This window comes from Planomonospora sp. ID82291 (genome assembly GCF_015711645.1).
Lineage (GTDB): Bacteria > Actinomycetota > Actinomycetes > Streptosporangiales > Streptosporangiaceae > Planomonospora.
Map to the genome: position 1 here is coordinate 466,969 of NZ_JABTEX010000002.1, position 21,929 is coordinate 488,897.

The 21,929-nt window shown below is 73.8% G+C and carries 23 protein-coding genes; 8 read left to right on the top strand and 15 right to left on the bottom strand.

Going from position 1 to position 21,929, the window contains the following annotated elements:
• Positions 1–14: 14 nt before the first annotated feature.
• Positions 15–521, bottom strand: a complete 507-nt coding sequence (locus HS045_RS13090; RefSeq protein ID WP_196451581.1) for a DUF1003 domain-containing protein — start codon at positions 519–521, stop codon at positions 15–17.
• The gene (locus HS045_RS13095) at positions 518–1,753 is read right to left on the bottom strand and encodes a magnesium transporter MgtE N-terminal domain-containing protein (RefSeq protein WP_307827499.1); all 1,236 of its coding nucleotides are present in this window, start codon (positions 1,751–1,753) and stop codon (positions 518–520) included. The genes HS045_RS13090 and HS045_RS13095 overlap by 4 nt, the downstream gene beginning before the upstream one ends.
• 129 nt (positions 1,754–1,882) lie before the next feature.
• Between HS045_RS13095 and HS045_RS13100 the strand changes: the two genes are divergently transcribed.
• On the top strand, positions 1,883–2,839 hold the full coding sequence (locus tag HS045_RS13100) for a DMT family transporter (protein WP_196451582.1): 957 nt from the start codon (positions 1,883–1,885) through the stop codon (positions 2,837–2,839).
• Between the two features lie 62 nt (positions 2,840–2,901).
• Here HS045_RS13100 and HS045_RS13105 read toward each other — a convergent pair whose 3' ends face one another.
• Both HS045_RS13105 and HS045_RS13110 read right to left on the bottom strand, forming a co-directional pair.
• On the bottom strand, positions 2,902–3,255 hold the full coding sequence (locus HS045_RS13105; protein ID WP_196451584.1) for a hypothetical protein: 354 nt from the start codon (positions 3,253–3,255) through the stop codon (positions 2,902–2,904).
• Positions 3,256–3,319: 64 nt separating this feature from the next.
• Positions 3,320–3,886: a biotin transporter BioY gene (locus HS045_RS13110; protein ID WP_196451585.1), complete on the bottom strand. Its 567-nt coding sequence runs from the start codon at positions 3,884–3,886 to the stop codon at positions 3,320–3,322.
• Positions 3,887–4,044: 158 nt separating this feature from the next.
• Between HS045_RS13110 and HS045_RS13115 the strand changes: the two genes are divergently transcribed.
• Positions 4,045–4,986: a CoA ester lyase gene (locus tag HS045_RS13115; protein WP_196451586.1), complete on the top strand. Its 942-nt coding sequence runs from the start codon at positions 4,045–4,047 to the stop codon at positions 4,984–4,986.
• Between the two features lie 40 nt (positions 4,987–5,026).
• On the opposite strand, the gene HS045_RS13120 is transcribed toward HS045_RS13115, so the two are convergent.
• Both HS045_RS13120 and HS045_RS13125 read right to left on the bottom strand, forming a co-directional pair.
• Positions 5,027–5,614, bottom strand: coding sequence for a DUF6529 family protein (locus HS045_RS13120; RefSeq protein ID WP_196451587.1), 588 nt, complete (start codon positions 5,612–5,614; stop codon positions 5,027–5,029).
• Positions 5,614–6,273 carry a hypothetical protein gene (locus HS045_RS13125; protein WP_196451588.1) on the bottom strand — a complete coding sequence of 220 codons (660 nt, stop codon included), beginning with the start codon at positions 6,271–6,273 and terminating at the stop codon, positions 5,614–5,616. The genes HS045_RS13120 and HS045_RS13125 overlap by 1 nt, the downstream gene beginning before the upstream one ends.
• 1,200 nt (positions 6,274–7,473) lie before the next feature.
• On the opposite strand from HS045_RS13125, the gene HS045_RS13130 reads away from it, so the two are divergent.
• On the top strand, positions 7,474–10,101 hold the full coding sequence (locus tag HS045_RS13130) for a hypothetical protein (protein ID WP_196451589.1): 2,628 nt from the start codon (positions 7,474–7,476) through the stop codon (positions 10,099–10,101).
• A 122-nt stretch (positions 10,102–10,223) separates the two neighbouring features.
• Here the strand turns inward: HS045_RS13130 and HS045_RS13135 are convergent, their stop codons facing one another.
• Genes HS045_RS13135 through HS045_RS13145 form a run of 3 tightly spaced genes read right to left on the bottom strand, consistent with a single transcriptional unit; the run spans position 10,224 to position 12,452 of the window.
• Positions 10,224–11,444 (bottom strand): RNA-guided endonuclease TnpB family protein, encoded by a 1,221-nt coding sequence (locus HS045_RS13135; protein WP_196451590.1) that lies wholly within the window; start codon positions 11,442–11,444, stop codon positions 10,224–10,226.
• Complete coding sequence (locus HS045_RS13140; protein ID WP_196451591.1) at positions 11,441–12,013, bottom strand: IS607 family transposase; 573 nt, start codon at positions 12,011–12,013, stop codon at positions 11,441–11,443. The genes HS045_RS13135 and HS045_RS13140 overlap by 4 nt, the downstream gene beginning before the upstream one ends.
• Before the next feature lie 52 nt (positions 12,014–12,065).
• Positions 12,066–12,452 carry an NUDIX hydrolase gene (locus tag HS045_RS13145; protein WP_196451592.1) on the bottom strand — a complete coding sequence of 129 codons (387 nt, stop codon included), beginning with the start codon at positions 12,450–12,452 and terminating at the stop codon, positions 12,066–12,068.
• Positions 12,453–12,526: 74 nt separating this feature from the next.
• On the opposite strand from HS045_RS13145, the gene HS045_RS13150 reads away from it, so the two are divergent.
• The 4 genes from HS045_RS13150 (at position 12,527) to HS045_RS13165 (ending at position 15,661) form a co-directional block, all read left to right on the top strand.
• Positions 12,527–13,168: a DUF6758 family protein gene (locus HS045_RS13150; RefSeq protein WP_196451594.1), complete on the top strand. Its 642-nt coding sequence runs from the start codon at positions 12,527–12,529 to the stop codon at positions 13,166–13,168.
• A gap of 76 nt (positions 13,169–13,244) precedes the next feature.
• Positions 13,245–13,862, top strand: a complete 618-nt coding sequence (locus tag HS045_RS13155) for a MarC family protein (protein WP_196451596.1) — start codon at positions 13,245–13,247, stop codon at positions 13,860–13,862.
• Between the two features lie 122 nt (positions 13,863–13,984).
• On the top strand, positions 13,985–14,701 hold the full coding sequence (locus HS045_RS13160) for an MBL fold metallo-hydrolase (RefSeq protein ID WP_196451598.1): 717 nt from the start codon (positions 13,985–13,987) through the stop codon (positions 14,699–14,701).
• A gap of 6 nt (positions 14,702–14,707) precedes the next feature.
• Positions 14,708–15,661, top strand: coding sequence for a PD-(D/E)XK nuclease family protein (locus tag HS045_RS13165; protein WP_196451601.1), 954 nt, complete (start codon positions 14,708–14,710; stop codon positions 15,659–15,661).
• Positions 15,662–15,704: 43 nt separating this feature from the next.
• Here the strand turns inward: HS045_RS13165 and HS045_RS13170 are convergent, their stop codons facing one another.
• From HS045_RS13170 to HS045_RS13180, 3 genes are all read right to left on the bottom strand, one after another.
• Complete coding sequence (locus tag HS045_RS13170; protein ID WP_196451602.1) at positions 15,705–16,622, bottom strand: oxygenase MpaB family protein; 918 nt, start codon at positions 16,620–16,622, stop codon at positions 15,705–15,707.
• A 191-nt stretch (positions 16,623–16,813) separates the two neighbouring features.
• A complete protein-coding gene (locus HS045_RS13175; RefSeq protein ID WP_196451603.1) occupies positions 16,814–17,686 on the bottom strand; it encodes an alpha/beta fold hydrolase in 873 nt (290 codons plus the stop codon).
• Positions 17,687–17,777: 91 nt separating this feature from the next.
• On the bottom strand, positions 17,778–19,538 hold the full coding sequence (locus tag HS045_RS13180) for a DEAD/DEAH box helicase (RefSeq protein ID WP_196451604.1): 1,761 nt from the start codon (positions 19,536–19,538) through the stop codon (positions 17,778–17,780).
• 393 nt (positions 19,539–19,931) lie between these two features.
• On the opposite strand from HS045_RS13180, the gene HS045_RS13185 reads away from it, so the two are divergent.
• Positions 19,932–20,582, top strand: coding sequence for a ferritin-like fold-containing protein (locus tag HS045_RS13185; protein WP_196451605.1), 651 nt, complete (start codon positions 19,932–19,934; stop codon positions 20,580–20,582).
• 48 nt (positions 20,583–20,630) lie between these two features.
• Here the strand turns inward: HS045_RS13185 and HS045_RS13190 are convergent, their stop codons facing one another.
• The 3 genes from HS045_RS13190 to HS045_RS13200 all read right to left on the bottom strand — a co-directional run bounded on the left by HS045_RS13190 (position 20,631) and on the right by HS045_RS13200 (position 21,919).
• Positions 20,631–20,861 carry a DUF3107 domain-containing protein gene (locus tag HS045_RS13190; RefSeq protein WP_196451606.1) on the bottom strand — a complete coding sequence of 77 codons (231 nt, stop codon included), beginning with the start codon at positions 20,859–20,861 and terminating at the stop codon, positions 20,631–20,633.
• Between the two features lie 135 nt (positions 20,862–20,996).
• Positions 20,997–21,617 (bottom strand): TetR/AcrR family transcriptional regulator, encoded by a 621-nt coding sequence (locus HS045_RS13195; protein ID WP_307827500.1) that lies wholly within the window; start codon positions 21,615–21,617, stop codon positions 20,997–20,999.
• A gap of 68 nt (positions 21,618–21,685) precedes the next feature.
• On the bottom strand, positions 21,686–21,919 hold the full coding sequence (locus HS045_RS13200; RefSeq protein WP_230884018.1) for a hypothetical protein: 234 nt from the start codon (positions 21,917–21,919) through the stop codon (positions 21,686–21,688).
• Positions 21,920–21,929 lie beyond the last annotated feature (10 nt).

The window sequence follows — 21,929 nt, forward strand, 5'->3', positions numbered from 1 at the left end:
ACGGGTCCCGGCGGTCAGCGGGGGCCCTTCGACCGGGCGGGGACCGGCTCGTACGGCCCGTGCGGCTCGCGGAGCTCCTCGGCGAGGTGCTGGAGCTCCGAGCGGAGGTAGTCGCGGGTGGCCACCTCGCCGAGCGCGATGCGCAGCGCGGCGATCTCCCGGGTCAGGTACTCGACATCGGCCTGGTTGCGCTCGGCGGCCCTGCGGTCGTGCTCGTTCTGCACCCGGTCCCGGTCGTCCTGCCGGTTCTGGGCGAGCAGGATCAGCGGGGCGGCGTAGGAGGCCTGGAGCGAGAGCATGAGCGTCAGGAAGATGAACGGGAAGGGGTCGAACCGCAGGCTCTCCGGGGCGAAGACGTTCCACAGGATCCAGACCGCGACGAACACCGTCATGTAGACGATGAAGCGCGCGGTGCCGAGGAACCGGGCGATCTGCTCCGAGAGCCGTCCGAACGCCTCCGGGTCGTAGTGCGGGCGCAGGCGCAGGCCCAGCTCGCGGGGCTGGTCGAGGCGTTCGGTCACGGGTTCCCTCCGCTGTCCTCGTCTTCCCGCCAGTCGCCGGGAAGCAGGTGGTCGAGCACGTCGTCCACGGTGACCGCGCCGACGAGCCGGCCCGCGTCGTCCACCACGGGCGCGGCCACCAGGTCGTAGGTGGCCAGATAGGACGTCACCTGCCTCAGGGTGAGGCCGGGTCTGATCGGGTCGAGCGAGTCGTCCATGACCGTGCCGAGCAGGGTGGACGGGCGCTCGCGCAGCAGCCGCTGGAAGTGGACCAGGCCGAGGAACCTGCCGGTCGGCGTCTCGACGGGCGGGCGGGTCACGTAGACCTGCGTGGCCACGGCCGGGATGTGGTCCTGCTGCCGGACGACCGCCAGCGCCTCGGCGACGGTGGCGGTCGGGGGCATGATCAGCGGCTCGGACGTCATGATGCCGCCGGCGGTGTTCTCGGGGTAGACCAGCAGCCGCCGGACCGGTGCGGCCTCCTCGGGCTCCATCAGCGCCATCAGCGCCTCGGCCTGCTCGGGGGAGAGGTCCTGGAGGAGGTCGGCGGCGTCGTCGGGGTTCATCTCCTCCAGCACGTCGGCGGCCCGCTCCGGGTTCAGGCGGCTCAGGATGCCGATCTGGTCGCGCTCGGGGAGCTCCTCCAGCACGTCGGCCAGCCGTACGTCGTCCAGGGCGGCGGCGACCTCGACCCGCCGCTTGTCGGACAGGGTGTGCAGGGCGCTGGCCAGGTCGGCCGCGCGCATGGTCTCGAAGGCGGCCAGCAGGCTCGCCGCGCCCTGGTCCTTCTGCACCGCGTCGAAGCCCTCGACCTCCCCCCAGTCCACGACCCTGCTCGCGCCGCGCCGCCGCAGGCCCAGCGTCCCGCCGCTCCTGGCCAGCGCGACCTTGGTGACCAGCCACTCGGAGGCGCGGGTCTTCTCCATGGCGAGGTCGAGCACCGTCATCCGCGTGCCGTCGACCTCCACGGCCAGGTCGAGCATCTCACCGATGACCAGGGTCTCCGAGGCCCGCTGCTCGAACCGGCGCAGGTTGAGCCGGCCGCTGAAGACCAGCGCGCCCGCCTCGACGGCGAGCACGCGGGTGATCGGGAGGAAGACCCGGCGGCGCGGCTGCATCTCCACCACGAGGCCGTGCACGTGAGGCGGGGCGGACCCGGCGACGGTGACCACCACGTCCCGGACCCGGCCGATCTGGTCCCCGGCGGGGTCGAAGACGGGCGTGCCGGCGAGCCGGGCGATGAAGATCCTCACATGTGAAGCGTAGGCAATGGGGCGGGGAGGCGGGCCGAGGCACGCTCACATGCCGGACATTTCTTGCCCCGGCCTCTCCGGCATGACAGCATCAAAACTCCTGAACGGTAGTTACATGGATGGTGTCACATGCGGCGTTCCGGCCTGCTGACCGCGTTCGCGTCCTCCTGGTGCTTCGCCTTCTCCGGACCGATGGCCAAGTACCTCGGCGGCGGCGGGCTGGCGCCGCTGGAGTCGGTCTGGGTCCGGCTGGCGGGGGCCGGGCTGCTGCTCGTCGGCGTCCTGGCGGCGGTCCGGCCCCGGGCGCTGCGCATCCCGCGCGCCCGGCTGCCCTTCTTCGGCGCCTACGCGGTGGTCGCGGTGGCGGGCGTGCAGGCGCTGTACTTCGCGGCGATCACCCGGCTGCCGGTGGGCGTCACCCTGCTGATCGAGTTCACCGCGCCGGTGTTCGTCGTGCTCTGGGTGCGCTTCGTCCGCCGGGTACGGCTGCCGCGGGCGGCCTTCACCGGGGCGGTGGTCGCCGTGGCCGGGCTCGGCATCGTGGTGGAGGTCTGGTCGGGCCTGAGCCTGGACCCGCTCGGCCTGCTGCCGGCCTTCGGCGCCGCGGCGTGCTGCGCCGGGTACTTCCTGCTCAGCGACGGTTTCGGCGACGACGTCGACCCGCTCGGCCTGATCGCCTGGGGCCTGGTCGGCGCGGCGGCCGTGCTCGTCCCGGTCTCCCGGCCCTGGGACATCCCGTGGGAGGCGTTCGGCGACGCCGTCGCGCCGTCACCGGGCGCCCCCGTGCTGCCGGTGGCGGCGGCGGCGCTCTGGATGATCCTGATCGCCACGGTCGCCGCCTACATCCTCGGCGTCACCGCGGTGCGCCGGCTGTCGGCCGCGGTCGGCTCCACGGTCGCCTCGCTGGAGGTCATCGCCGGAGCGGTGGTCGCCTGGCTGCTGATCGGCGAGGCCCTGGGCGTCTTCCAGATCCTCGGCGGCCTCATCGTCCTGACAGGGGCCTACCTCGCCCAGCGGGCCACCGCCGACCTTCCGGTCCGGGCGGGTTCGGCGGATCCGGCCGGGGAGCCGGTCGCCGCGGGGTGAGCCGTACGGCCCGCGACCGGAAGCCGGTCGCGGGGAGCGAGCCGTACGCGACAGGAGGTCGGCTACCGCGGGGTGAGCCGTACCACCTGGGACTCGGCGGCCCAGCGGGCGGTCAGGCCCGCGCCGTCGGCGGCGTTGAGCCGGTCCTTGGCCAGCGCGGCCACCGCCTCGGCGGCCTCGGCCTGGTCCACCACCTCCACGGAGGCCTCGAAGGAGACCAGCCGCGCGCCGTTGTCCTTGCTCCGCAGGGTCACCTGGACCCGGCCGGTCTCGGTCAGCCCGGGCAGCGACTGCTCGCCGCCGCCGGTGACCACGTAGATCGCGCCGTCGTGCCAGGTGTGCCAGGCCAGCCGGGGCCGGTCCAGCGCGAGCCACAGCACACCCGACTTCTTCGCGCCCTCCTCGATCACACTCATGCCACGAATGTACGGCCCGCGCCCCTGCGAGCCCCGGGCGCGGGCCGTACACGATCGGAGCGGATCAGCGGCGGGCGAGCCTCCAGGCGGCGGGGAGCAGCCCGGCCGCGGCGAGGATCTTGAGGCCGTCGCCGATCAGGAAGGGCAGGACGCCTCCGGCGAAGGCGGTGCCGAGGTCCAGGTCCTTGGCGACCATGAGCCAGGGCAGGCCGAAGGCGTAGATGATCAGGGTGCCGAGCGCCATCGTGCCGAGCGTGCGGACCGGGGTGCGGTCGCCGCCGCGGCCGGCGAGCGCGCCCACCACCGAGGCCGCCACCACGAAGCCGACGACGTAGCCGAGCGTCGCGTTGCCCCCGGCGGGGGAGAACCACGGCACGCCCAGCTGGCCGAGGGCGAGGTACAGGGCCATGCCCAGGAACGCGCGCGGCAGGCCGAGCGCGGCTCCCGAGAGCAGGACGGCGAAGGTCTGCATGGTCAGGGGGACGTCGGTGCCCGGGATGGGGAAGCTGAGCTGGGCGGCCACGCCGGTCAGCGCGGCGGCGCCCACGACGAGGGCGGCGTCGCGGACCCAGGTCCCCGGGATGAGGTCGGACAGGACGGCGGGCTGAGCCACCGGAGAAGCGTTTGCCATCGTTTCGTCTCCCTTTGCCGAAGCGTGCTCCCCATTATTCGGACATCCGGCCCGGGGTCCGCTCAAGAGGTGCGCCAAGAAACAGGGGGCGGAGTTTGTGCGGGCGCGACAGCGCCCCCGTCCGCGGAGTCTGCCGGGGCGCCCGCTACGGTGTGGCCATGCGCTCCCGACGTTCGTGCCTGGCGGTCCCCGGCAGCAGCCCCCGGTTCCTGGAGAAGGCGCAGGGCCTGGCCGTCGACGAGGTCTTCCTCGACCTGGAGGACTCCGTCGCGCCGCTGGCCAAGGAGGAGGCGCGGGGGAACATCGTGGCCGCGCTGCGCGAGGGCGACTGGTCGGGCCGGGTCCGGGTGGTCCGGGTCAACGACCTGTCCACGCAGTGGACCTACCGGGACGTCATCGAGGTCGTCGAGGGGGCGGGGGCGTTCCTCGACTGCCTGATGCTGCCCAAGGTCGAGGACGCCGGGCAGGTGGCCTGGCTGGACACCCTGCTGACCCAGATCGAGCGGACCTGCGGGCTGCCGGTCGGCCGGATCGGCATCGAGGCGCAGATCGAGAGCGCCCGCGGCCTGGTCAACGTGGACGCCATCGCCGCCGCGTCGCCCCGCCTGGAGACGCTGGTCTTCGGCCCCGCCGACTTCATGGCCTCGATCAACATGCGGACCCTGGTCGTCGGCGAGCAGCCGCCGGGCTACACCGAGGGCGACGCCTACCACTACATCCTGATGCGCATCCTGATGGCCGCCCGCGCGTACGGCCTGCAGGCGATCGACGGCCCCTACCTCGCGATCAAGGACCTGGACGGCTACCGGCGGGTGGCCGCGCGCTCGGCGGCCCTCGGCTTCGACGGCAAGTGGGTGCTCCACCCGACGCAGATCGAGGCGGCCAACGAGGTCTTCTCGCCGTCCCAGGCGGACTACGACCGCGCCGAGCTCATCCTCGACGCGTACGGGTACTACACGACGGTGGAGCGGCGCGGCGCGGTCATGCTGGGCGACGAGATGATCGACGAGGCGTCCCGGAAGATGGCGCTGGTGGTGGCGGCCAAGGGCCGCGCGGCCGGGCTGCCGCGCACCACCGCCTTCACCCCGCCTACGGCCTGACCCCGATGGCGGTGAAGGACCGCGGCGGCCTCCAGCCCGCCTAGAGTTTGACCCCGATGGCGGTGAAGAACCACAGCGACGAGGTCACCCAGAGGCCGGCCAGCGCGGTGAACGCCAGCCCGCCGAGCAGCGGGAGGGTCCAGCCGGGCAGCCCGCGCTTGGGCAGGGCCAGCATCTTCGCGGTGAACACGCCGTAGAAGAAGCAGCCCAGCAGCGAGTGGACCAGCACGCGGGCCACGTCGAACTGGGCGCCCAGCGCGTACAGGCAGTGGAAGGCCACCGGGATCGTGAGCAGGAACGCGGCCCGGCCCGACCAGCGGTGCAGGGCGCCGATCCACGGTACGTCCAGCCTGATGCGGCCCCACATCACCAGCGCGGAGAAGACCTGGACCCCGGCGAGCAGGAACGCGCCGGTGGTGAGCCAGGACTTCATGGCCAGCGGTCCGGAGAACCCGGCGGGGCCGACCGCGAAGCCGGTGGGCGTGTGGGCGCGGCCGTAGACGCCGAGCGCGACCGCGACCAGCCCGCCGACGAGGAGCGGGACAAGCAGCGGGGCGAGGTTCCGCCGGGGCGGGACCCGCAGGGCCTGCGTGTCGTCGGCCGTGCGGTCCGCCGAGGTGTCGCTCATCAGAACTCCTCTATGAACTCGTCGACGTCCTTGGGATCGACCTGCTCGCCGTTGACGGTCGCGTTCTCCCCGGGCTCGGGGACGGCGACGTCGGCGGGCGCGCCGTCGACCAGGGTCAGGCCGACGCGGGTGCCGTCGGCGAGGTAGATCCATCCGGCCCGGACCTTCGCGCCGCGGACGATCGCGGTGGCCCGGTAGAGGCCCGACGGCTTCTTGACCGTCGGCGCGGTGAAGTCCCACTCCTTCGCGCCGAACTCCAGCGTCCCGGTGGCCTTGCCGCCGCCGAGCGCGGCGGTGAGGGAGGCGCCCCCGGGTCCGGTCAGGACGACCTTGCCGTCGGCGGCCCTCCCCCGGAGCCAGGCCTCGACCCTGCCGTCGCAGAAGTAGCCGACGGCCTTGCCGTCGCGGATGGAGACGGCGACGAGCCCGCCGTTGCCCCGGACCCGGCCCGCGTAGTCGGCCTTGGCGGGGACGGGCCTGGCGGTCCTGGACGGCGCGGGCGCGGCGGTGGCCGCCGAGGTGGCCTCGGCCACCGCCGCGGGCTCGCCCGCGGCGCCCGCGTCCCGGGTCGGGGGTGCGGCGGTGGCGCTGAGCGCGCCGAGCACGGCGGTCGTCGCCGCGCCGGCCGCCAGCGTGAGTACGGGCCCCAGCCGTTTCATGTTCACTCCCTGGGGTCGGGGTTTCCTGCCCTCATGAAAGCTCCCACCGGCCGTGGTGTCTGTGAAGTAATGCGCACTGGGGCGGAGAGGAGAGATTCCTGTGCTCCCAAGAGGGGACGAAAGCGGATTCGCGATCTCCGACGGTGACGAATCCGGCGCTGGACCGATAAATCTCGCTAGAGAGGTCTCGCCAGGAGGGCTCCGGCGTGTTGGTCTGGATGGGGCGGCCCGCCGGGACCGCGCGACGGTGAGAGGTGATCGTTTCAATGGGACGGGGTAGGAGTAGGGTCGCGTACGATTTGCCGTTTCCATAAGGGATTGCGGTCGGGCGTCAGAGACGACTGGAACGGTCCGGAACCCGTGGATCCGGATGCGTAGGCTTCCTTCGAGGAGGTGCTGAGCGTGGCCTCGGGCCCTCACGACCCGCGCTCGCGAGAACGGCCGCCGGACGACGGCGGCCCGCCGGGCGGGACGGCGCACGGGACGGGGTCCCAGGAGCCCCGGGAGCCCCGGGAGCCCCGGGAGCCCTGGAGGAACCAGGAGTCCCGTAGCCCTGCCGGGTCCCCGTCCCCGCCGACGATCCAGCACTTCCCCCCGGGGCCCTCCGACGGCCGCCCGCGCGGTCTCCCGCTCTCCTCGCCCTGGGTCGCGCCCCCCTTCGCGGCCCCCGCCCTCGAGGAGGCCGATCTCCCTTCCCCCTCCCGGGCCTCCGGCGCCGGTCGCCGCCGTCCCTACGCCCAGCCGTACGCCTCGCCTTCCGCGGCCGCCTCGTCACCCGGCTCGGCGGAGCCGGGAGGCCCCGCCGAGCCGGGAGGCCCCGAGACGCCGGGGGGCTCCTCTGGGGCGCCCGCCACCGAACGGCGAACCCCGGAGACCTCCGCCGCCGAGCCGGGAGCGGGACCCCGCCCGCGGGGGAGAGCGGCGGACCGTCCCGATCGCCTGGTGGCCTCCGGGCCTGCCTCCGCCGTGCCCCCCTCCGCTCCGCCTCCCGGTCCGGAACAGGGAGCGGAGTCCCGCACGTCCCGAGGACCGGCGGACCGGCCGGACCGGCTGGTGGCGTCCGGCCCCGCTCGTCGGGTCCGGAGGCCTCAGGACGGACCTCAGGACGGACCTCAGGACGGACCGCAGGACGATCGGGGAGACCGGCCGCAGGCCGGAGCGGACTCCGGACCGGAGACCGGGCCGAGGGTGGGACCGTGGGTGGGACCGGCCTCCGAGCCCGAGCCCGTCTCCGGGCGGACCCCCGCGCCCGAGCCGCCCGCCGTACCCGGGGGCGGTACGGTGCCCGGACCGCCCGCCGTACCGCGGGAGGAAGCGAGAGGACGGGAGCCCGGGCGGCAGGACGACGTCGAGCCCGTGCGGCGGGTGGGGCGCCCGCCCGGCGGAAGACCGGCCCGGCCGGACCTCCTGGTGGCCCAGGGGCCTCCCCGGCGCGGGCCGGGCGGAGGGCGCCACCGGCCGGCCGTCGCGCCCTCGGCCGCCCGCCGTTCCAGCCCGAAGCGGGGCAGGGGCGGGCGCGGACTGGTCGTCCCCCTGGTCCTGGTCCTGGTCCTGACCGCGGCGGCCGGCGGGGGCCTGGCGCTGTGGGGCTGGGTGAGAGACTCGCTGGGCACGGGGCTGCGCCTGGCGGGCGGTGACTTCCAGCCGGCGGACGGGACCTTCGCCTCGCCCGCCGACGGCGGCGGCGACGGTTCCAGCCAGGTGCTCAACGCCATCGCCGCGGTGGGGCCGACCGTGGTGGCGGTCGGCAGCGACACCACCAGCCCCGTGCCCCGGCCGCTGTTCCTCGTCTCGCCGGACGGCGGCACGACCTGGCGGCTGGGGAAGGTGACCGGGTTCACCGGGCAGGAGGGCGGACCGACCACGGTCGGCCTGGTCGCGGGCGGCGACGGCCGGTGGCTGGCGGCCGGCAACGAGCCGTCCGGCGCCGGACGGCCCGCCGGAGGACGCACGGTGGGGCTGTGGACCAGCGTCGACGGCCACCGCTGGAGCGCGGTGGACGCCGAAGGGCTGACCGCGTTCACGGGCGGCGACAGGATCACGGACCTGGCCCGGACCTCGTCCGGCTTCGTCGTGGTCGGCACCACCGTCCTCGGTGACGGCACGCTGGGAGCCGTCGCCTGGACCTCGCCCGACGGCCGGAGCTGGACCAGGGTGGAGACCCGCGACATCGGCACCCCCGACCGGGTCCGCGGCCTCCGGGCGGTCGCCGCCCGGGGGAACGCCGTGGTCGCGCTGGCCGACCCGGCGCAGGGCGGTTCGGGATCGGTCGTGCTGCGCTCCGGCGACGGCGGGCGGTCCTGGCTCTCGTCCGGCGTGGCGCTGGACGGCGTCCTCCCGCAGCCCGGCACGCTCGCCGTGGCGGGCAAGGGGTTCGTCCTGGTCCCGCTCCAGCAGCGCAGCGCCAAGGGAGAGGTGCGGGTCCACTGCTCCGACGACGGCGGGAAGTGGGAGGCCTGCGGCGCCATCACCGGCCTGGACGCGCAGGGGTCGGGCGTCAAGCGCCTGACCTCCTCCCCCGACGGGGTGGCCGCGGTCACCGAGACGGACCTGGAGCGCTACGCCGTGCACACCAGCGCGGACGGCCGCGAGTGGAGCCGGGCCGCCGACCTCGGCCGGCGGCCCGGGTCGCTGCGGGCCCTGGCGGTCTCCGGCACGGGCACGCTCGTCGTCGGCGGCGACGAGCGCGCCGCCGAGGTGGACAACCGGCTCGTCCTCATCACGGCGGCCGAGGGGGGCGAGGCGAAGGCGGTCCCGCTGACCGAGATCCGGGGCCTGGTCCGGGCCGCCCGCGAGACGGCCCGGGTGGCCGCGGGGGAGGGCCGGTTCGTCGCCGTCGGCTCCGTCTTCGGCGACGCCGGGATCTGGAGCAGCACCGACGGGGAGGAGTGGCGGGCCGCCGGATCGGCGCAGATCCTCGGCGGCGCGCACCGGCAGGCCCTCGGCGACGTGGTGTACGGCAGGCGGGGCTGGCTCGCGGTGGGCACGGCCATGAGCGGCGCCTCCTCGACGGAGCCGCTGCTCGTCACCTCCGCCGACGGCGGCGACTGGCGCAGGGTCCCGGCCGCCGACGCCCTGAAGCCCGCGGGCGACCGCGACTTCCTCGCCCCCCACGCGGTCGCGGCCGGCCCGTCCGGCTACGTCCTGGCGGGCGAGGAGCGGGGCGCCGCCACCGCCGCCCCCGTCCTGTGGTTCTCCGCCGACCTGAAGCGCTTCACCCGGGCGGCGGATCTGCCCGCGGGCGGCGCGGGGGTGCGCCTGCACGACGTCTCGCCCACCTCGTCCGGCTACATGGCCGTCGGCGGCTCCGGTACGGCGGGGCACGAGACCGGCGTGGTCTGGGTCTCGGCCGACGGCGTCGCCTGGACCGCGCGCCGGCCCGTCCTCCCGGTCGGCGCCACGTCGGCGGGACTGCGGCACGTGGTCACGTACGGCGGGCAGGCCGTCGCGATCGGCGCGGCCGAGACCCCCGACGGCGACCGGGCGTTCGGCGCCGTCTCCCGGGACAACGGGGCGACGTGGGAGACGGTCTGGCTGCCCGCCGACCGGACGGCCGCCGTGCACGACCTGGCCGCGACCCCGGACGGGGTCGTGGCGGTGGGCCGGCAGGGTGCTCCGGGAGAGGGGGACAGCGCGGTGTGGACCTCCCCCGACGGACGGTCCTGGCAACCGCACACGCCCACCCAGGGGCACCTCGCCGGCGGCGGCGTCCAGTGGCTCGGTGCCGTCGCGGTCTCCGGCGGCCAGGTGGTGGCGCTGGGCCGGTCCACCACCTACGACGCCGACCACCTCACCCTGTGGCGCTCGACCCTGACGGCGGACCGATGACCGTTCGGAGAATCTCAGTGATTCTCATTCCTGATTCGCTGGCGTCTGCCAGGCCGGAACCTGGTCTTACGTCGCCTCCACAGGCGTTTAGCGTCTCCGGGGAACTGCCCGGCGACACAGGCTTACGCGGCCTGTTGCTCCAGCGCCATCGCGACGAGCAGATTGCGTGCCGCGTTGACGTCCCGATCGTGAACGGTGCCGCACTCGCACGTCCACACCCGGTCAGCCAAGGTCAGCCCGGCGTTGACCGCCCCGCACCCGCCGCACAGTTTCGACGAGGGGAACCAGCGACCGGCCGCCCACACGGTCGAGCCGTACCAGTCCGTCTTGTAGGCGAGCTGGCGGAAGAACTCCCCGAATCCGAGATCGGAGATCGCCCGCGACAGCCGCCGGTTGGTGACCATCCCGGCGACGTTCAGGGTTTCCACGGCGATGGCCTGCTTGGATCTCGCGAGCATCGTCGTGGTCTTGTGCAGGAAGTCCGCCCGCTGGTGAGCGACGTCCAGGTGGATCCGCCCGACGCGGCGGGCGGCCTTGGCCCGGTTCTTCGAGCCTTTCTGCGTGCGGGCCAGCGCCTTGTTCGCCCTGCGGAGCTTGCGCAGCGCGTTCTTGAGTGGCTTGGGAGCGTGGATCTCGGTGACGGTACCGTCGTCGTCCACGATGGTGGCGAAGGTTTTGACACCGACGTCGATGCCGCACGCGGGCGCGTCGGCGGCAACGGTACGGCGGGCGTTGACGTCGGTGCGGTCGATCTCCACCTGGAAGGAGATCCACCACCGGCCCGCGATCTCACGGATCGTGGCCCCGATGACGCGCGCCCGCTCGTCGTCGAGCCGGTCGGTCAGCCACGTCATGGCCTCGCGGGTACGCACGGTGCCGATACCCGGCAGCTTCACCGCCCGTTGCCCGGCCGGGCGGGCGCGGTCGGCGTCGTAGCGGAACCTCGATCCGTGCTTGCGCTTGCGCCACGCGGGGAATCCGACCTTGCGGCCTTTGCGCCTGCCTGCGCGGGAGTCGAAGAAGTTCTTGAAGGCGGCGGCCCGGACCCGGCACGCCTCCTTTGGTATCCGCGAGGACAGGCCGTCAGCGGTGAACCAGGGGAAGCGCCGCCAGTGTTCGGCACGCCAGGCCCGCTCCAGCGCGGGAGCCGACCACGGCACCGGGGTCAGGTCTTTTTCGTCCACGCCGTAGGTCTTCTCCGCTTCCCGCTGGTCGAGAGCGGCGCGGACCTTTTCCAGGCAGAAGTTCTCCACCACCCGCGACAGCCCGGCGTGCCGCCCCAGGCGGGCACGCTGGGCGGGGGTGGGATCCAGCTCGATCCGGAAGCCCTGACGGTCGCTCACGCGGTCTCGCCTGCGGCTCGGAGTGCGGCCTTGGCCCGGCGGGAAGCCGAGCGGCGGTCGTACAGGCGGGCGCAGAACGAGGTGAGGATCTCGGTCATGTCCCGCACGAGGTCGTCGTCGACTTCGGTGTCGTCGATGACGACGATGCGCCGCCCGGTCGCTTCCAGCGCGGCGGTCAGGTGCTCGATCCCGAACCGGGTCAGCCGGTCACGGTGCTCGACCACGATCGTGGTGACCTGCGGGTCGCGCAGCAGCCGGGCCAGTTTCGGCCGTCTGCTGTTCAGGCCGGAGCCGACCTCGCTCACCACGTCGGCGATGGCCAGTCCCATGCCGGTGGCTGCGGCGACGACTCGTCCGGCCTGTCGCTCCAGGTCGGTCTTCTGGTCGGCGCTGGAGACCCGGCAGTACGCCACCGTCCGTCCTTCGGCGGTGGTGGTGTGCTGTTCGAGTACGAGGTATCGGCCGGTGGCGGTTTTGACGACCGGGACGGGCATCTTTCCGTCTCGCGCCCACTGCCAGGCGGTCTGGTAGTGCACGCCGTTCCGCCGCGCCCATTCCGAAAGCTTCACGCCTTGATGATCTCAGATTAAAGCTGATGAACACTGATGATTTCGCTATCAGCTAACAACCCCAGTCGGCGAGGGCCTCCAGCAGGCCGGGGGTCACCGGCAGGCGGGACAGCTCGCCGGGGGCGAACCAGCGGGCGTCGGCGGCGTCGTCGCCGGGGGCGAGCGCGCCGCCGGCGACCTCGGCCAGGTAGTCGCGGATCTCGTAGACCACGCCCGGCGGGCCCGGACGCTCCACCGTGCCCGCCAGCGGTCCGACCGCGACCGTCAGCCCGGTCTCCTCCGCCACCTCCCGGACGACCGCCTCGGCGTCGGACTCGCCGGGCTCCACCCGGCCGCCGGGAACCGACCAGAACCCCTCGCCGGGCGGGCGGCCGCGGCGGACGAGGAGCAGCCGCCGGGAGTCGTCGCGGACGATCGCCCCCACACAATTTACGCGCACCTGAACAAGATTACGGCTCCATAACGGACTGCGCTCTTGACTGACCGGTCATCGGGAGAGCACCGTGGGTAGGCGTGAGAGCATCGCCTACCTGCCCGCGCTGTTTCGGCCCGCTTCGCCCGCCGAGTGCTTGGTCAAGCGCCTGGCGATGCGGCCCGCACGGTGACGTCCTGCCCCTGCAGCCGCCCCTGCAGCCGTCGGAGGCGGCCGTGGAGGCCGTCGTCCGCCAGGCCCGCGTCCCGGTCTGGATGCCGTGGCCGCTGCCGGCCGGTTGGCTGGTGACGGGGTTCACCGCGGCGGGAGACGAGCGCACCGGCACCCGGGCCACCGTCGTCGCGATGTCCGGTCCCTCGCTGACCCAGGGCCCCGCCGACCTGCTGATCATCGCGGAGGAGCCCGGGGTCGGGCTCGGCGCGGGGTTCGCCGGACTGCCGGGCCCCGACCCGGGGGAGGGGTTCGGCGAGGGCCCGCCGCACGCGAAGATCGATGTGAACGGCCACCCCACCGCGCTCTGGTGCGTGAGCGGCGCCTCCGACCGGGCGGTCTACGCCGGCGAGGCGATGGGCGACTGGCTGTGGGCCGTGGTCTGGCCCGCCGACGCGGGCTGCCTGGTCGCCCTCTTCGAGCTCTCCCTGCGCGACCTGCGCGACGACGGCCAGGTGTTCGACCTGCCCTTCGGGGCCTTCTCGCCGCGCCTGGAGGTCGGAGAGGCCTGACACCCCGGCAGGCCGCGGCGCGGGTCGGACGGCTAGCATTGAGGCGGTCCCCCCTCCGCCGCGGCCAGGGGGACGCGTGTTCGACATCCAGTTCTTCGTCGAGGCGTTCGTCACGATGTTCGTCATCATGGACCCGCCCGGCATCATCCCGCTCTTCCTCGCCTACACCGGCGGCCTCGGCACGGCGGAGCGCAAGCGGATCGCCTGGCAGGCGCCCATCGTCGCGTTCTGCCTCGTCGTGCTGTTCGCGGTCTTCGGGCAGGCGATCCTCGGCTACCTGCACGTCGAGGTGGCGGCCATGCAGATCGCCGGCGGCCTGCTGCTCCTGCTGGTCGCCCTCCAACTGCTCACCGGGGAGACCGAGCCGCCCGCCAACACGATGAAGTCCAATGTGAACGTCGCCCTCGTCCCCCTCGGCACGCCCCTGCTCGCCGGTCCCGGCGCGATCGTCGCGACCATCGTCTTCGCCCAGCAGGCCGAGGCCAAGAGCGGCGGCATCCTCGCGCTCGCCCTGGCCATCGGGGTCGTGCACATCCTGCTCTGGGTGTTCATGCGCTTCTCGCTGGCCATCGTCCGGGTCGTCAAGGAGAACGGCATCGAGCTCGTCACCCGCATCGCGGGCCTGCTGCTCTCGGCGCTCGCCGTACAGCTCATCATCACCGCCATGCGCACGCTCCTGGGCGTGACGCCGTGACGCCGTGACGCCGTGACGCCGTGACGCCGTGACGCCGTGACGTCGTGACGTCGTGACGCCGTGACGCCGTGACGCCGTGACGCGCGGCGTCGCCGCCGGCGGAGGCAGTAAAGTGCTGAAGCGTGACAGCCCGTATCGAGCGAGTGGTGACCGAGGGTGCCGTCGACGTCGACGGCACCGAGCACAAGGTCGAGAACAACACCTGGATCGTGGGTGACGATGACGAGGTCATCGTCATCGACCCCGCGCGCGACGCGGAGAAGATCCTGGAGCAGGTCGGCGAGCGGGAGGTGCTCGCCGTCATCTGCACCCACGGCCTGCCCGACCACGTCGGCGCCGCCATCGAGGTGGCCGCGCGCGACGAGGCCGTGGTCGCCATGCATCCCAAGGACAAGCCGCTGTGGCGCCGGACCTGGCCGGACACCTGGCCGGACATCGAGCTGGAGGACGAGGGCGTGTTCGCCGTCGCCGACGTGGAGCTGGAGGTCATGACGACCCCCGGCGTCACGCTGGGCGGCATCTCGCTCTACTGCGAGGCCCTGGACGCGGTCTTCACCGGCAAGACGCTCCTGGCCGACGGCCCCGGCAGGCTCGGCGGCGAGTACCCCGCGCTGGCCGACCAGCTGTCCACGATCGGCGGACGGCTGTTCACCCTGCGCCACGACATCCGCGTGCTGCCCGCGCACGGCGAGGAGGCCGTCATCGGCGACCTGGAGCCGCAGTTCGACGCCTGGCTGTCCGGTTCGCTGACCCGCGGCTCCGCGGAGGCGGAGGACGAGGGCCCGCTGAAGGACGGGACGCGTGCCGCGGGGATCCGGCTGAACCTCGACGGCGACTAGCCCTCGATGGACCAGCTCCCGCTGGAGGGCGTGCCGCGGCGGCTCTACTCCTGCACGCCGTCGCGGCTGAACGGCTGGCTGGACTGCCCCCGGCGCTACCGGTTCGGCTACCTCGACCGGCCCGCGCCGCAGCGGGGGCCGCGGTGGGCGCACACCAGCGTGGGCGTGAGCGTGCACAACGCCCTGGCCGGCTGGTGGCGGGAGCCGTACGACCGGCGCACCCCGGCGACGGCGGAGATCCTGCTGGCCCGGGGGTGGATCGCCGACGGGTTCCGGGACGCCGGGCAGTCGGCGGCCTGGCTCGACCGGGCGCGGGCGATGGTCGCCCGCTACACCGCGACGCTCGACCCGGCGGACGAGCCCGTCGGCGTCGAGCGGACCGTGGCGACCAGGACGTCCGTGCTCGCGCTGTCCGGGCGGGTCGACCGGCTCGACCGCAGGGGCGGGGAACTGGTCGTGGTCGACTACAAGACCGGCCGCCGCCCGCCGGCCGAGGACGACGCCCGCTCCTCGCTGGCGCTGGCCGTCTACGCCCTGGCCTCGGCGCGGATGCTGCACCGGCCGTGCCGGCGGGTCGAGCTCCACCACCTGCCGACCGGATCGATCGTGGCGTGGGAGCACACGGACGAGTCCCTGGAGCGCCACCTGCGCCGGGCGGAGGAGATCGCGGCCGAGGCCGCCGAGGCCGACGAGCGCTACGGGGCCTGGGCGGAGGCGGCGGGGCGGAACCCGCGCGCGGGGGCGGGCCGGGGACGGGCCGGGGCCGCGGACCCGGTTCGGGGCCGGGTCGCGGCCGGAGGCGCGGACCGCGCGCCGCCGGAGGTCCCGCCGGAGGTCGACGCGCTCTTCCCGCCGAGGACCGGCCCGCTCTGCTCGTGGTGCGACTTCCGCCGCCACTGCCCCGAGGGACGGGCGGCGGCGCCGGACAAGCTCCCCTGGGAGGGCCTGGCCGACCCCTGAGGGGCCCGCTGCGCGTCCGCGGGCCCTGCGCGGTTCTGGGGACTCAGGCGGCGAGGGAGGCCCCACCCGGCCAGCGCCGGGGATCGGTCAGCCCCTTCAGACCCCGGCTCACGTCGTAGCCCGCCGCGCCCAGCCGCTCGCGGGAGGCGGTGAGCATGGCGCGGGTCTGCGGGGTGAAGGCACGGTCGTGGACGGGCTCGGGGAGCGCGTTCATGCTCAGCCGGAATGCCCGCAGGGCCGCGGTGACCGCGCTGCGGGGCACCTCGGGCAGCACGCCGTACATCTGCCTGGCCCAGCCGGGCAGCGAGGAGTAGCACAGGGTGCCGAACGGGAAGTAGGCCGGTTTGCCGGGGTTGAGCATGCGGAGCTCGGCGGGCAGGCGCGGCCAGAGCAGGAAGCGGACGGTCGCGGCGGCCTCGGGGGTGACCTTGAGCGCGGGCCGGACCCCGGCGAAGTAGTCGTCCAGCTCGGCCAGCGAGCCCGGCACGTCCTCGGCGTGCAGGCCCACGTAGCCGGCGCTGCGGCGCTGCTCGGCGAGGTAGCGGTCGGCCTGGCGGTCGGTGAGCGCGAGACCCGCCCGCCGCGCCACCGACAGGTAGGACGAGACCTCGGCGCAGTGCACCCAGAGCAGCAGTTCGGGGTCGTCCACCCGGTGGATCCGGCCGGTGTCGGGATCGTCGATGCGCAGGCTCCGGTGGATGCCCCGCACCCGGCGGCCGATCTCCGCGGCCTCCGCGGGGCTGCCGAAGGTCACCCGGCCCACGAAGTCGGCGGTACGGCGGAGCCGCCCGAACGGGTCGTCCTGGAAGGTGGAGTTCTGCCAGACCCCGCGCATCGCGAGGGGGTGCAGGGCCTGGAGCATGAGGCCGCGGACCCCGCCGACCCACATGGAGCGGTCGATGTGCACGAGCCAGGTCGCGGTGTGCGGGGGCTGGACGACGATGTCTTCGATGCTCACCATAGTAAGTAGATGATTACACGGAATTGGACGGATCGTCCAACAGTGGTGTCTCCGCGGTCGGGGACCGCCCGGTGAGGCGCGGTCCACGGCGACCGCCGCGCGGGGTGCCGCCTCCCCGGCCGGGGACCGCCCTGCGCGCGGTCCACCGTGACGCCGCGGGGCGCCGCCTGCGCGACCGGGGCGCCGGGCGGTCAGCTCAGCAGCCGGGCCTCGGCGGCGTTCCAGAACCGGATGAGGGCGGCGGCCGTGGTCTCGGGGGCCTCCACGGCGGGGGAGTGCGCCGCGCCGGGGACGACCACGCACTCGGCGTCCAGCCGGTGCGCCATCTCGGCCTGCAGGTGCGGGGGCCAGCCGTCGTCGTGCTCGCCGTACAGGACCAGGGTGGCCACGCCGACCTGGGCGAGGTCGTCGCAGCGGTCGGGGGCGGAGAGCACCTGCCGGGTCATGGTGGCCATGCCCGTCGGCGAGTTGGAGAACAGCCGCTTGCGCAGGAACGCGACGATCTCGTCGGGCACCCCGGCGGCCAGCGCCTCCGGCTCCATCCGGTGGTGCCACAGGTGCTCCATGCCGAACTCGGGCAGCTCGGTGAGCATGGCGCGGCCGAAGCGCTCGCGCGGGCCGATGATCGCGCCCGGCCCCGAGCTCATCAGCGTGTAGGAGGCGAACTTGGTGCGGCCGTCGATGACCGCCTCCCGGGTGACCAGCCCGCCGAAGGAGTGGCCGACCAGGTGGAGGGGCTCGTCCCGGCGGACCGTCTGGGCCAGCAGGTCGACGTCGTTGCCGAGCGCCGCGCAGGTGTAGGCGGCGGGGTCTTCCGGGCCGCTCGTCTCGAACTGGCCGCGCATGTCGACCGCGATGACCCGGCGGCCCGACTGGGCGAGCGTCTGGAGGACGGAGATGAAGTCCTCCTTGCTTCCCGTGAGGCCGGGGACCATCAGGGCGGGCCAGCGCTCGGGGACGCCGCTGACGGGCAGCGCCTCCAGCGCGGCGAACGTGCCCGCCGCCGTGTCGATCGAGATCGGACGGACGCCGGGAGGCAGGGTCAGAAAACGCGGCGTGCTCACGTGAGACCACGATACCTCTCTGGTCGGGACGGCCTGCCGTCCCCGCGGCCGGGAGGGGCGCCGGGCGACACGCCCGGCGCCCCTCCCGCGATCACGGCTGGCTGCCGCGGCGGGGACCTCGCTGCTGGCCCCGGGCCGCCGGACGGCGGCGGTTCTGGACGCGCTCGGAGGCCGCCGAGGGGGCGATCTCGTCGTCGTCCGTCGCCAGATCGGGAGATTTGAAGATCACCGCGAACGGGCTCGGCGGAATGATCTTCTCCGGCTCGGGCCGCGGCTGCTGAGGCGCGGGCGTCGGCTCCTCGGCGGGGACGTCGGGGGCCTCGGCGTCCGCGGCGGGGACGCCGGGGGCCTCGGCGGTCGCCGGCTCGACGTCGGCGGGAGCGATCTCCGCGTTCCGCCCGGTCCTGCGGGTGCGGCCGCGCCGGGGCGCGGACCCACCGTCGTGCGGTGCCACATCTGCCTCCACCTGGGGGAGTTCGACGGGGGGAACCGGGACCTCCGCGGTCTCGACCGGCGCCGCGGTCCCGACCGGGGCCTGGACCTCCTCGGCGGCGACCGGCTCCGAGGCCTCCGCGCCGCTCCGGCCGCCGCGCGTGCGGCGGCGCTCGCGGGGGGCGCGGGCGGGGCGCTCGCGGCGCTCCTCCCGCTCCTCGTCGCGGCCCCTGCGGGTCGTGCGCGAACGGATGCGGCCGGTCTCGCCGAGGTCCTCGACCTCCTCGGCGGCCAGGCCGGCGCGGGACCGGTTGGCGCGCGGCAGCACACCCTTGGTGCCCTCGGGGATGCCCAGGGCGCTGTAGATGTGCGGAGAGGTCGAGTAGCTCTCGACGGGCTCGGCGAAGTCCAGCGAGAGCGCGGTGTTGATGACCTTCCAGCGGGTGAGGTCCTCCCACTCCACGAAGGTCACCGCGACGCCGGTGCGGCCGGCGCGGCCGGTGCGGCCGATCCGGTGCACGTACGCCTTCTCGTCCTGCGGGCAGTCGTAGTTGACGACGTGGGTGACGTCGTCGACGTCGATGCCGCGCGCCGCGACGTCGGTCGCGACCAGGACGTCGATCTTGCCGTTGCGGAAGGCCCGCAGGGCCTGCTCGCGCTGGCCCTGCCCGAGGTCGCCGTGGACGGCGGCGGCGGCGAAGCCGCGCTCCTTGAGGTCCTCCACGACCCGGTCGCAGGCGCGCTTGGTCTCGCAGAAGACCATCGTGAGCCCGCGGCCCTCGCACTGGAGAAGGCGGCCGAGGATCTCGATCTTGTCCATCCGGTGCGTGCGCCAGACGAACTGCGTGGTCTGCGGGGTCGCCTCGGCCTCGGCGTCGTTGTTCTCGGCCCGCACGTGGGTGGGGCGGTTGAGGTAGCGCCGGGACAGGCCGACGATCTCGCCCGGCAGGGTGGCGGAGAACAGCATGGTCTGCCGCTCGGCCGGGACGAGCTTGATGATCCGCTCGATGTCGGGCAGGAAGCCCAGGTCGAGCATGCGGTCGGCCTCGTCCAGGACGAGCACGCCGATCTGCGAGAGGTCCAGGTGCTTCTGCTTGACCAGGTCGAGCAGGCGGCCGGGGGTGCCGACGATGACGTCGACGCCCTGCTTGAGGGCCTCGATCTGGGGTTCGTAGGCGCGCCCGCCGTACACGGTGAGGATCCGGGAGCCCAGCTTGCCCGCGGCCGTGACCAGGTCCTCGGTGACCTGGACGGCGAGCTCGCGGGTCGGCACGACGATCAGCCCGCGGGGCTTCTTCCGGTTCTTCCTGGGCTTGCCGACACGTTGCAGCATCGCCACGCCGAAGGCGTAGGTCTTGCCGGTGCCGGTGCGCGCCTGGCCGATGATGTCCTGGCCCGCGAGGGCCAGGGGGAGTGCCATCTCCTGGATCGGGAACGGCGTGGTGATGCCCTCGGTGTCGAGGGCGTCAGCGATCTCTGGTGTGACTCCGAGGTCTCGGAACGTCGTCAGCTTGGCCTGCCTAAATCTCCGTTGAAGGCAGTCCTGCCGGGACCACGGGCGAGCAACTCCCCGTGCCGGGTCCTCGCGGAAGGGCCAGCCCTCTCAATGTCATCAGCGACCGCTGCGGCGTCACGCCGACTTCCGGGGGGCGTTCAGGATGGATCTCCTGGATTAACACAGTGCGGTCGCACTTTCACAGGGAAGTGTACCCGATACCACAACCGGGAACCGATTTCCCGGTATTCCGCACGAATAAGACCGGTGGCCCGGGACCGGTTCACCGGCGTCCCCGGGTACTCGTAGTCTGCCCCCATGAGTGATTCCCGTCCTGGCGTCGCCGACCTGCTCGGTGTGCTCGCCTACGCCGAGCTGACCGCGTTCCTCCGCCTCGCGGAGGAGGCCGCGCGGCACGCGCCGACGCTCACCGACCGGGCCGCACTCGGTGAGCTCGCGGCGGCCGAGTACGCGCATTTCCGGCTGCTCCGCGACCGGCTCGCCTCGATGGGCGCCGACCCGGAGGAGGCGATGGCGCCCTTCGTCGCGGCGCTGGACGGCTGGCACGAGCGGACCGCGCCGAACGACTGGCTGGAGGCCCTGGTCAAGGCGTACGTCGGCACGGGGATCGCCCTCGACTTCTACCGCGAGGCCGCCGCCCACGTGGACGCCGGGACGCGGTCGCTGGTGGAGGAGGTGCTGGCCGACGAGGGCCGGTGCCAGTTCGCGGTGGACCGGGTCGGCGCGGCCCTGGAGAAGGACCCCGCGCTGGGCGGACGGCTGGCGCTGTGGTCCCGGCGGATGGTGGGTGAGGCGCTGAGCCAGGCCCGGCGGGTCGCCGAGGCCCGGCCGGAGTTGGCGGTGCTGCTGGTGAGCGCGGACGGGGAGGACGTCACCCGGATGTTCAACCGGCTGACCGAGGCGCACGGCCGGCGGATGGCCGCCCTGGGGCTGACCCCGGGGCCGTGACCCGGGGCCGGGCCACGGCCCCGGGACGCGGGGGTCGGCGCCGCCGGATCAGAGGGTGCCGCCGAAACCGACGGGCCGGGCCTCCTCCTCGCCGATCTCGATGAAGCCGAGCGAGCTGATCGGGACGAGGACCCGGCGGCCCTTGACGTCGGTGAGGGAGAAGATGCCCCGGTCGGCGGCGAGGGCCTTGCCGAGTTCGTTCTCGACCTCCTCGGCCGAGAGGTCGGTCTCCACCACGAGCTCGCGGTGCACGGACCGCACGCCGATCTTGATTTCCATGTGCTGTGCTCCCTTTCGATGAGGGCTGCCTGTCTCATCGTCGCCCCTCGGGGAGCCCGGCGCGCCGGTTGATCGCGTCAAGCGAACAGATCCGCCGGTGCCCGGCGGTCGTGATCAGCCGGGACGGGACGGCGGTCAGCCGGTGCGGGGGAAGCCGGAGATGCCGCGCCAGGCCAGGCGGGCCATGAGCTGGGTGGCGGCGTCCTTGGGGATGGAGCCGTTGCTGCTGAGCCAGTAGCGGGCGCTGACCTCGGCCATGCCGACCAGGCCGACGCCCAGGAGGTGGGCCTCGTCGCTGGAGCAGCCGGTGTCCTCCTGGATGACGTGGCTGATCATCTCGGCGCTCTCGCGGAGGTTGCGCTCGATGCGCTGGCGGACCGGGGCCACGTTGCGCAGGTCGGACTCGAAGACGAGGCGGAACGCCTCGCCCTGCCCGGAGACGAAGTCGAAGAAGGCCCCGATCGCCGCCTGGACGCGCTGCTTGTTGTCGGTGGTGGAGGCGAGGGCGTCCCGGCAGCGGGTGATCATGTCGTCCACGTGCAGGTCGAGCAGGGCGAGGTAGAGCTCCTGCTTGCCGGGGAAGTGCTGGTAGAGAACCGGCTTGCTGACCCCGGCCCGCTCGGCGATCTCGTCCATCGCGGCCGCGTGGTAGCCGTTCTCCACGAACACTTCCTGCGCCGCGCTGAGCAGCTGACGGCGGCGGGCCATCCGGGGCAGCCGGGTGCCCCGGGGCTTGGCGTCCGGGGTAGTGGTCACGGCGTTCTCCTTGCGGGATGCTCCTGCGTCTCCTACGTCTCGGGCCATCCTACGCGCGGGTAACCAGGTCAGCGATAGTCGTCCTCGTCGAGCTCCACCTCGCGGCTCTGGTCCGTGGCGTCGGCGGGGTCGGCGTCGAAGGGGATCCGGTCGGGCCAGCTCCGGCTCACGGCGCCCATCCCGCGGTGCTGCTCGACGGCGTCCGCCTCGGGGGTCTCGAGGTCCGTCGCCGGGCCCGTCTCGGGGGACAGGGCGTCGTCGAGCTCCTCGAGGGTGGTGTCGTTCACGTCCATCTCCGACATCGGCCCGTCC

Bases quoted from the DNA above. Each gene is read 5' to 3' on its own strand.
- HS045_RS13100 (WP_196451582.1), top strand. From the start codon at position 1,883: ATGCGGCGTTCCGGCCTGCTGACCGCGTTCGCGTCCTCCTGGTGCTTC.
- HS045_RS13105 (WP_196451584.1), bottom strand. From the start codon at position 3,255: ATGAGTGTGATCGAGGAGGGCGCGAAGAAGTCGGGTGTGCTGTGGCTC.
- HS045_RS13110 (WP_196451585.1), bottom strand. From the start codon at position 3,886: ATGGCAAACGCTTCTCCGGTGGCTCAGCCCGCCGTCCTGTCCGACCTC.
- HS045_RS13115 (WP_196451586.1), top strand. From the start codon at position 4,045: ATGCGCTCCCGACGTTCGTGCCTGGCGGTCCCCGGCAGCAGCCCCCGG.
- HS045_RS13120 (WP_196451587.1), bottom strand. From the start codon at position 5,614: ATGAGCGACACCTCGGCGGACCGCACGGCCGACGACACGCAGGCCCTG.
- HS045_RS13125 (WP_196451588.1), bottom strand. From the start codon at position 6,273: ATGAAACGGCTGGGGCCCGTACTCACGCTGGCGGCCGGCGCGGCGACG.
- HS045_RS13165 (WP_196451601.1), top strand. From the start codon at position 14,708: ATGGACCAGCTCCCGCTGGAGGGCGTGCCGCGGCGGCTCTACTCCTGC.
- HS045_RS13170 (WP_196451602.1), bottom strand. From the start codon at position 16,622: ATGGTGAGCATCGAAGACATCGTCGTCCAGCCCCCGCACACCGCGACC.
- HS045_RS13180 (WP_196451604.1), bottom strand. From the start codon at position 19,538: ATGGCACTCCCCCTGGCCCTCGCGGGCCAGGACATCATCGGCCAGGCG.
- HS045_RS13185 (WP_196451605.1), top strand. From the start codon at position 19,932: ATGAGTGATTCCCGTCCTGGCGTCGCCGACCTGCTCGGTGTGCTCGCC.
- HS045_RS13190 (WP_196451606.1), bottom strand. From the start codon at position 20,861: ATGGAAATCAAGATCGGCGTGCGGTCCGTGCACCGCGAGCTCGTGGTG.
- HS045_RS13200 (WP_230884018.1), bottom strand. From the start codon at position 21,919: ATGTCGGAGATGGACGTGAACGACACCACCCTCGAGGAGCTCGACGAC.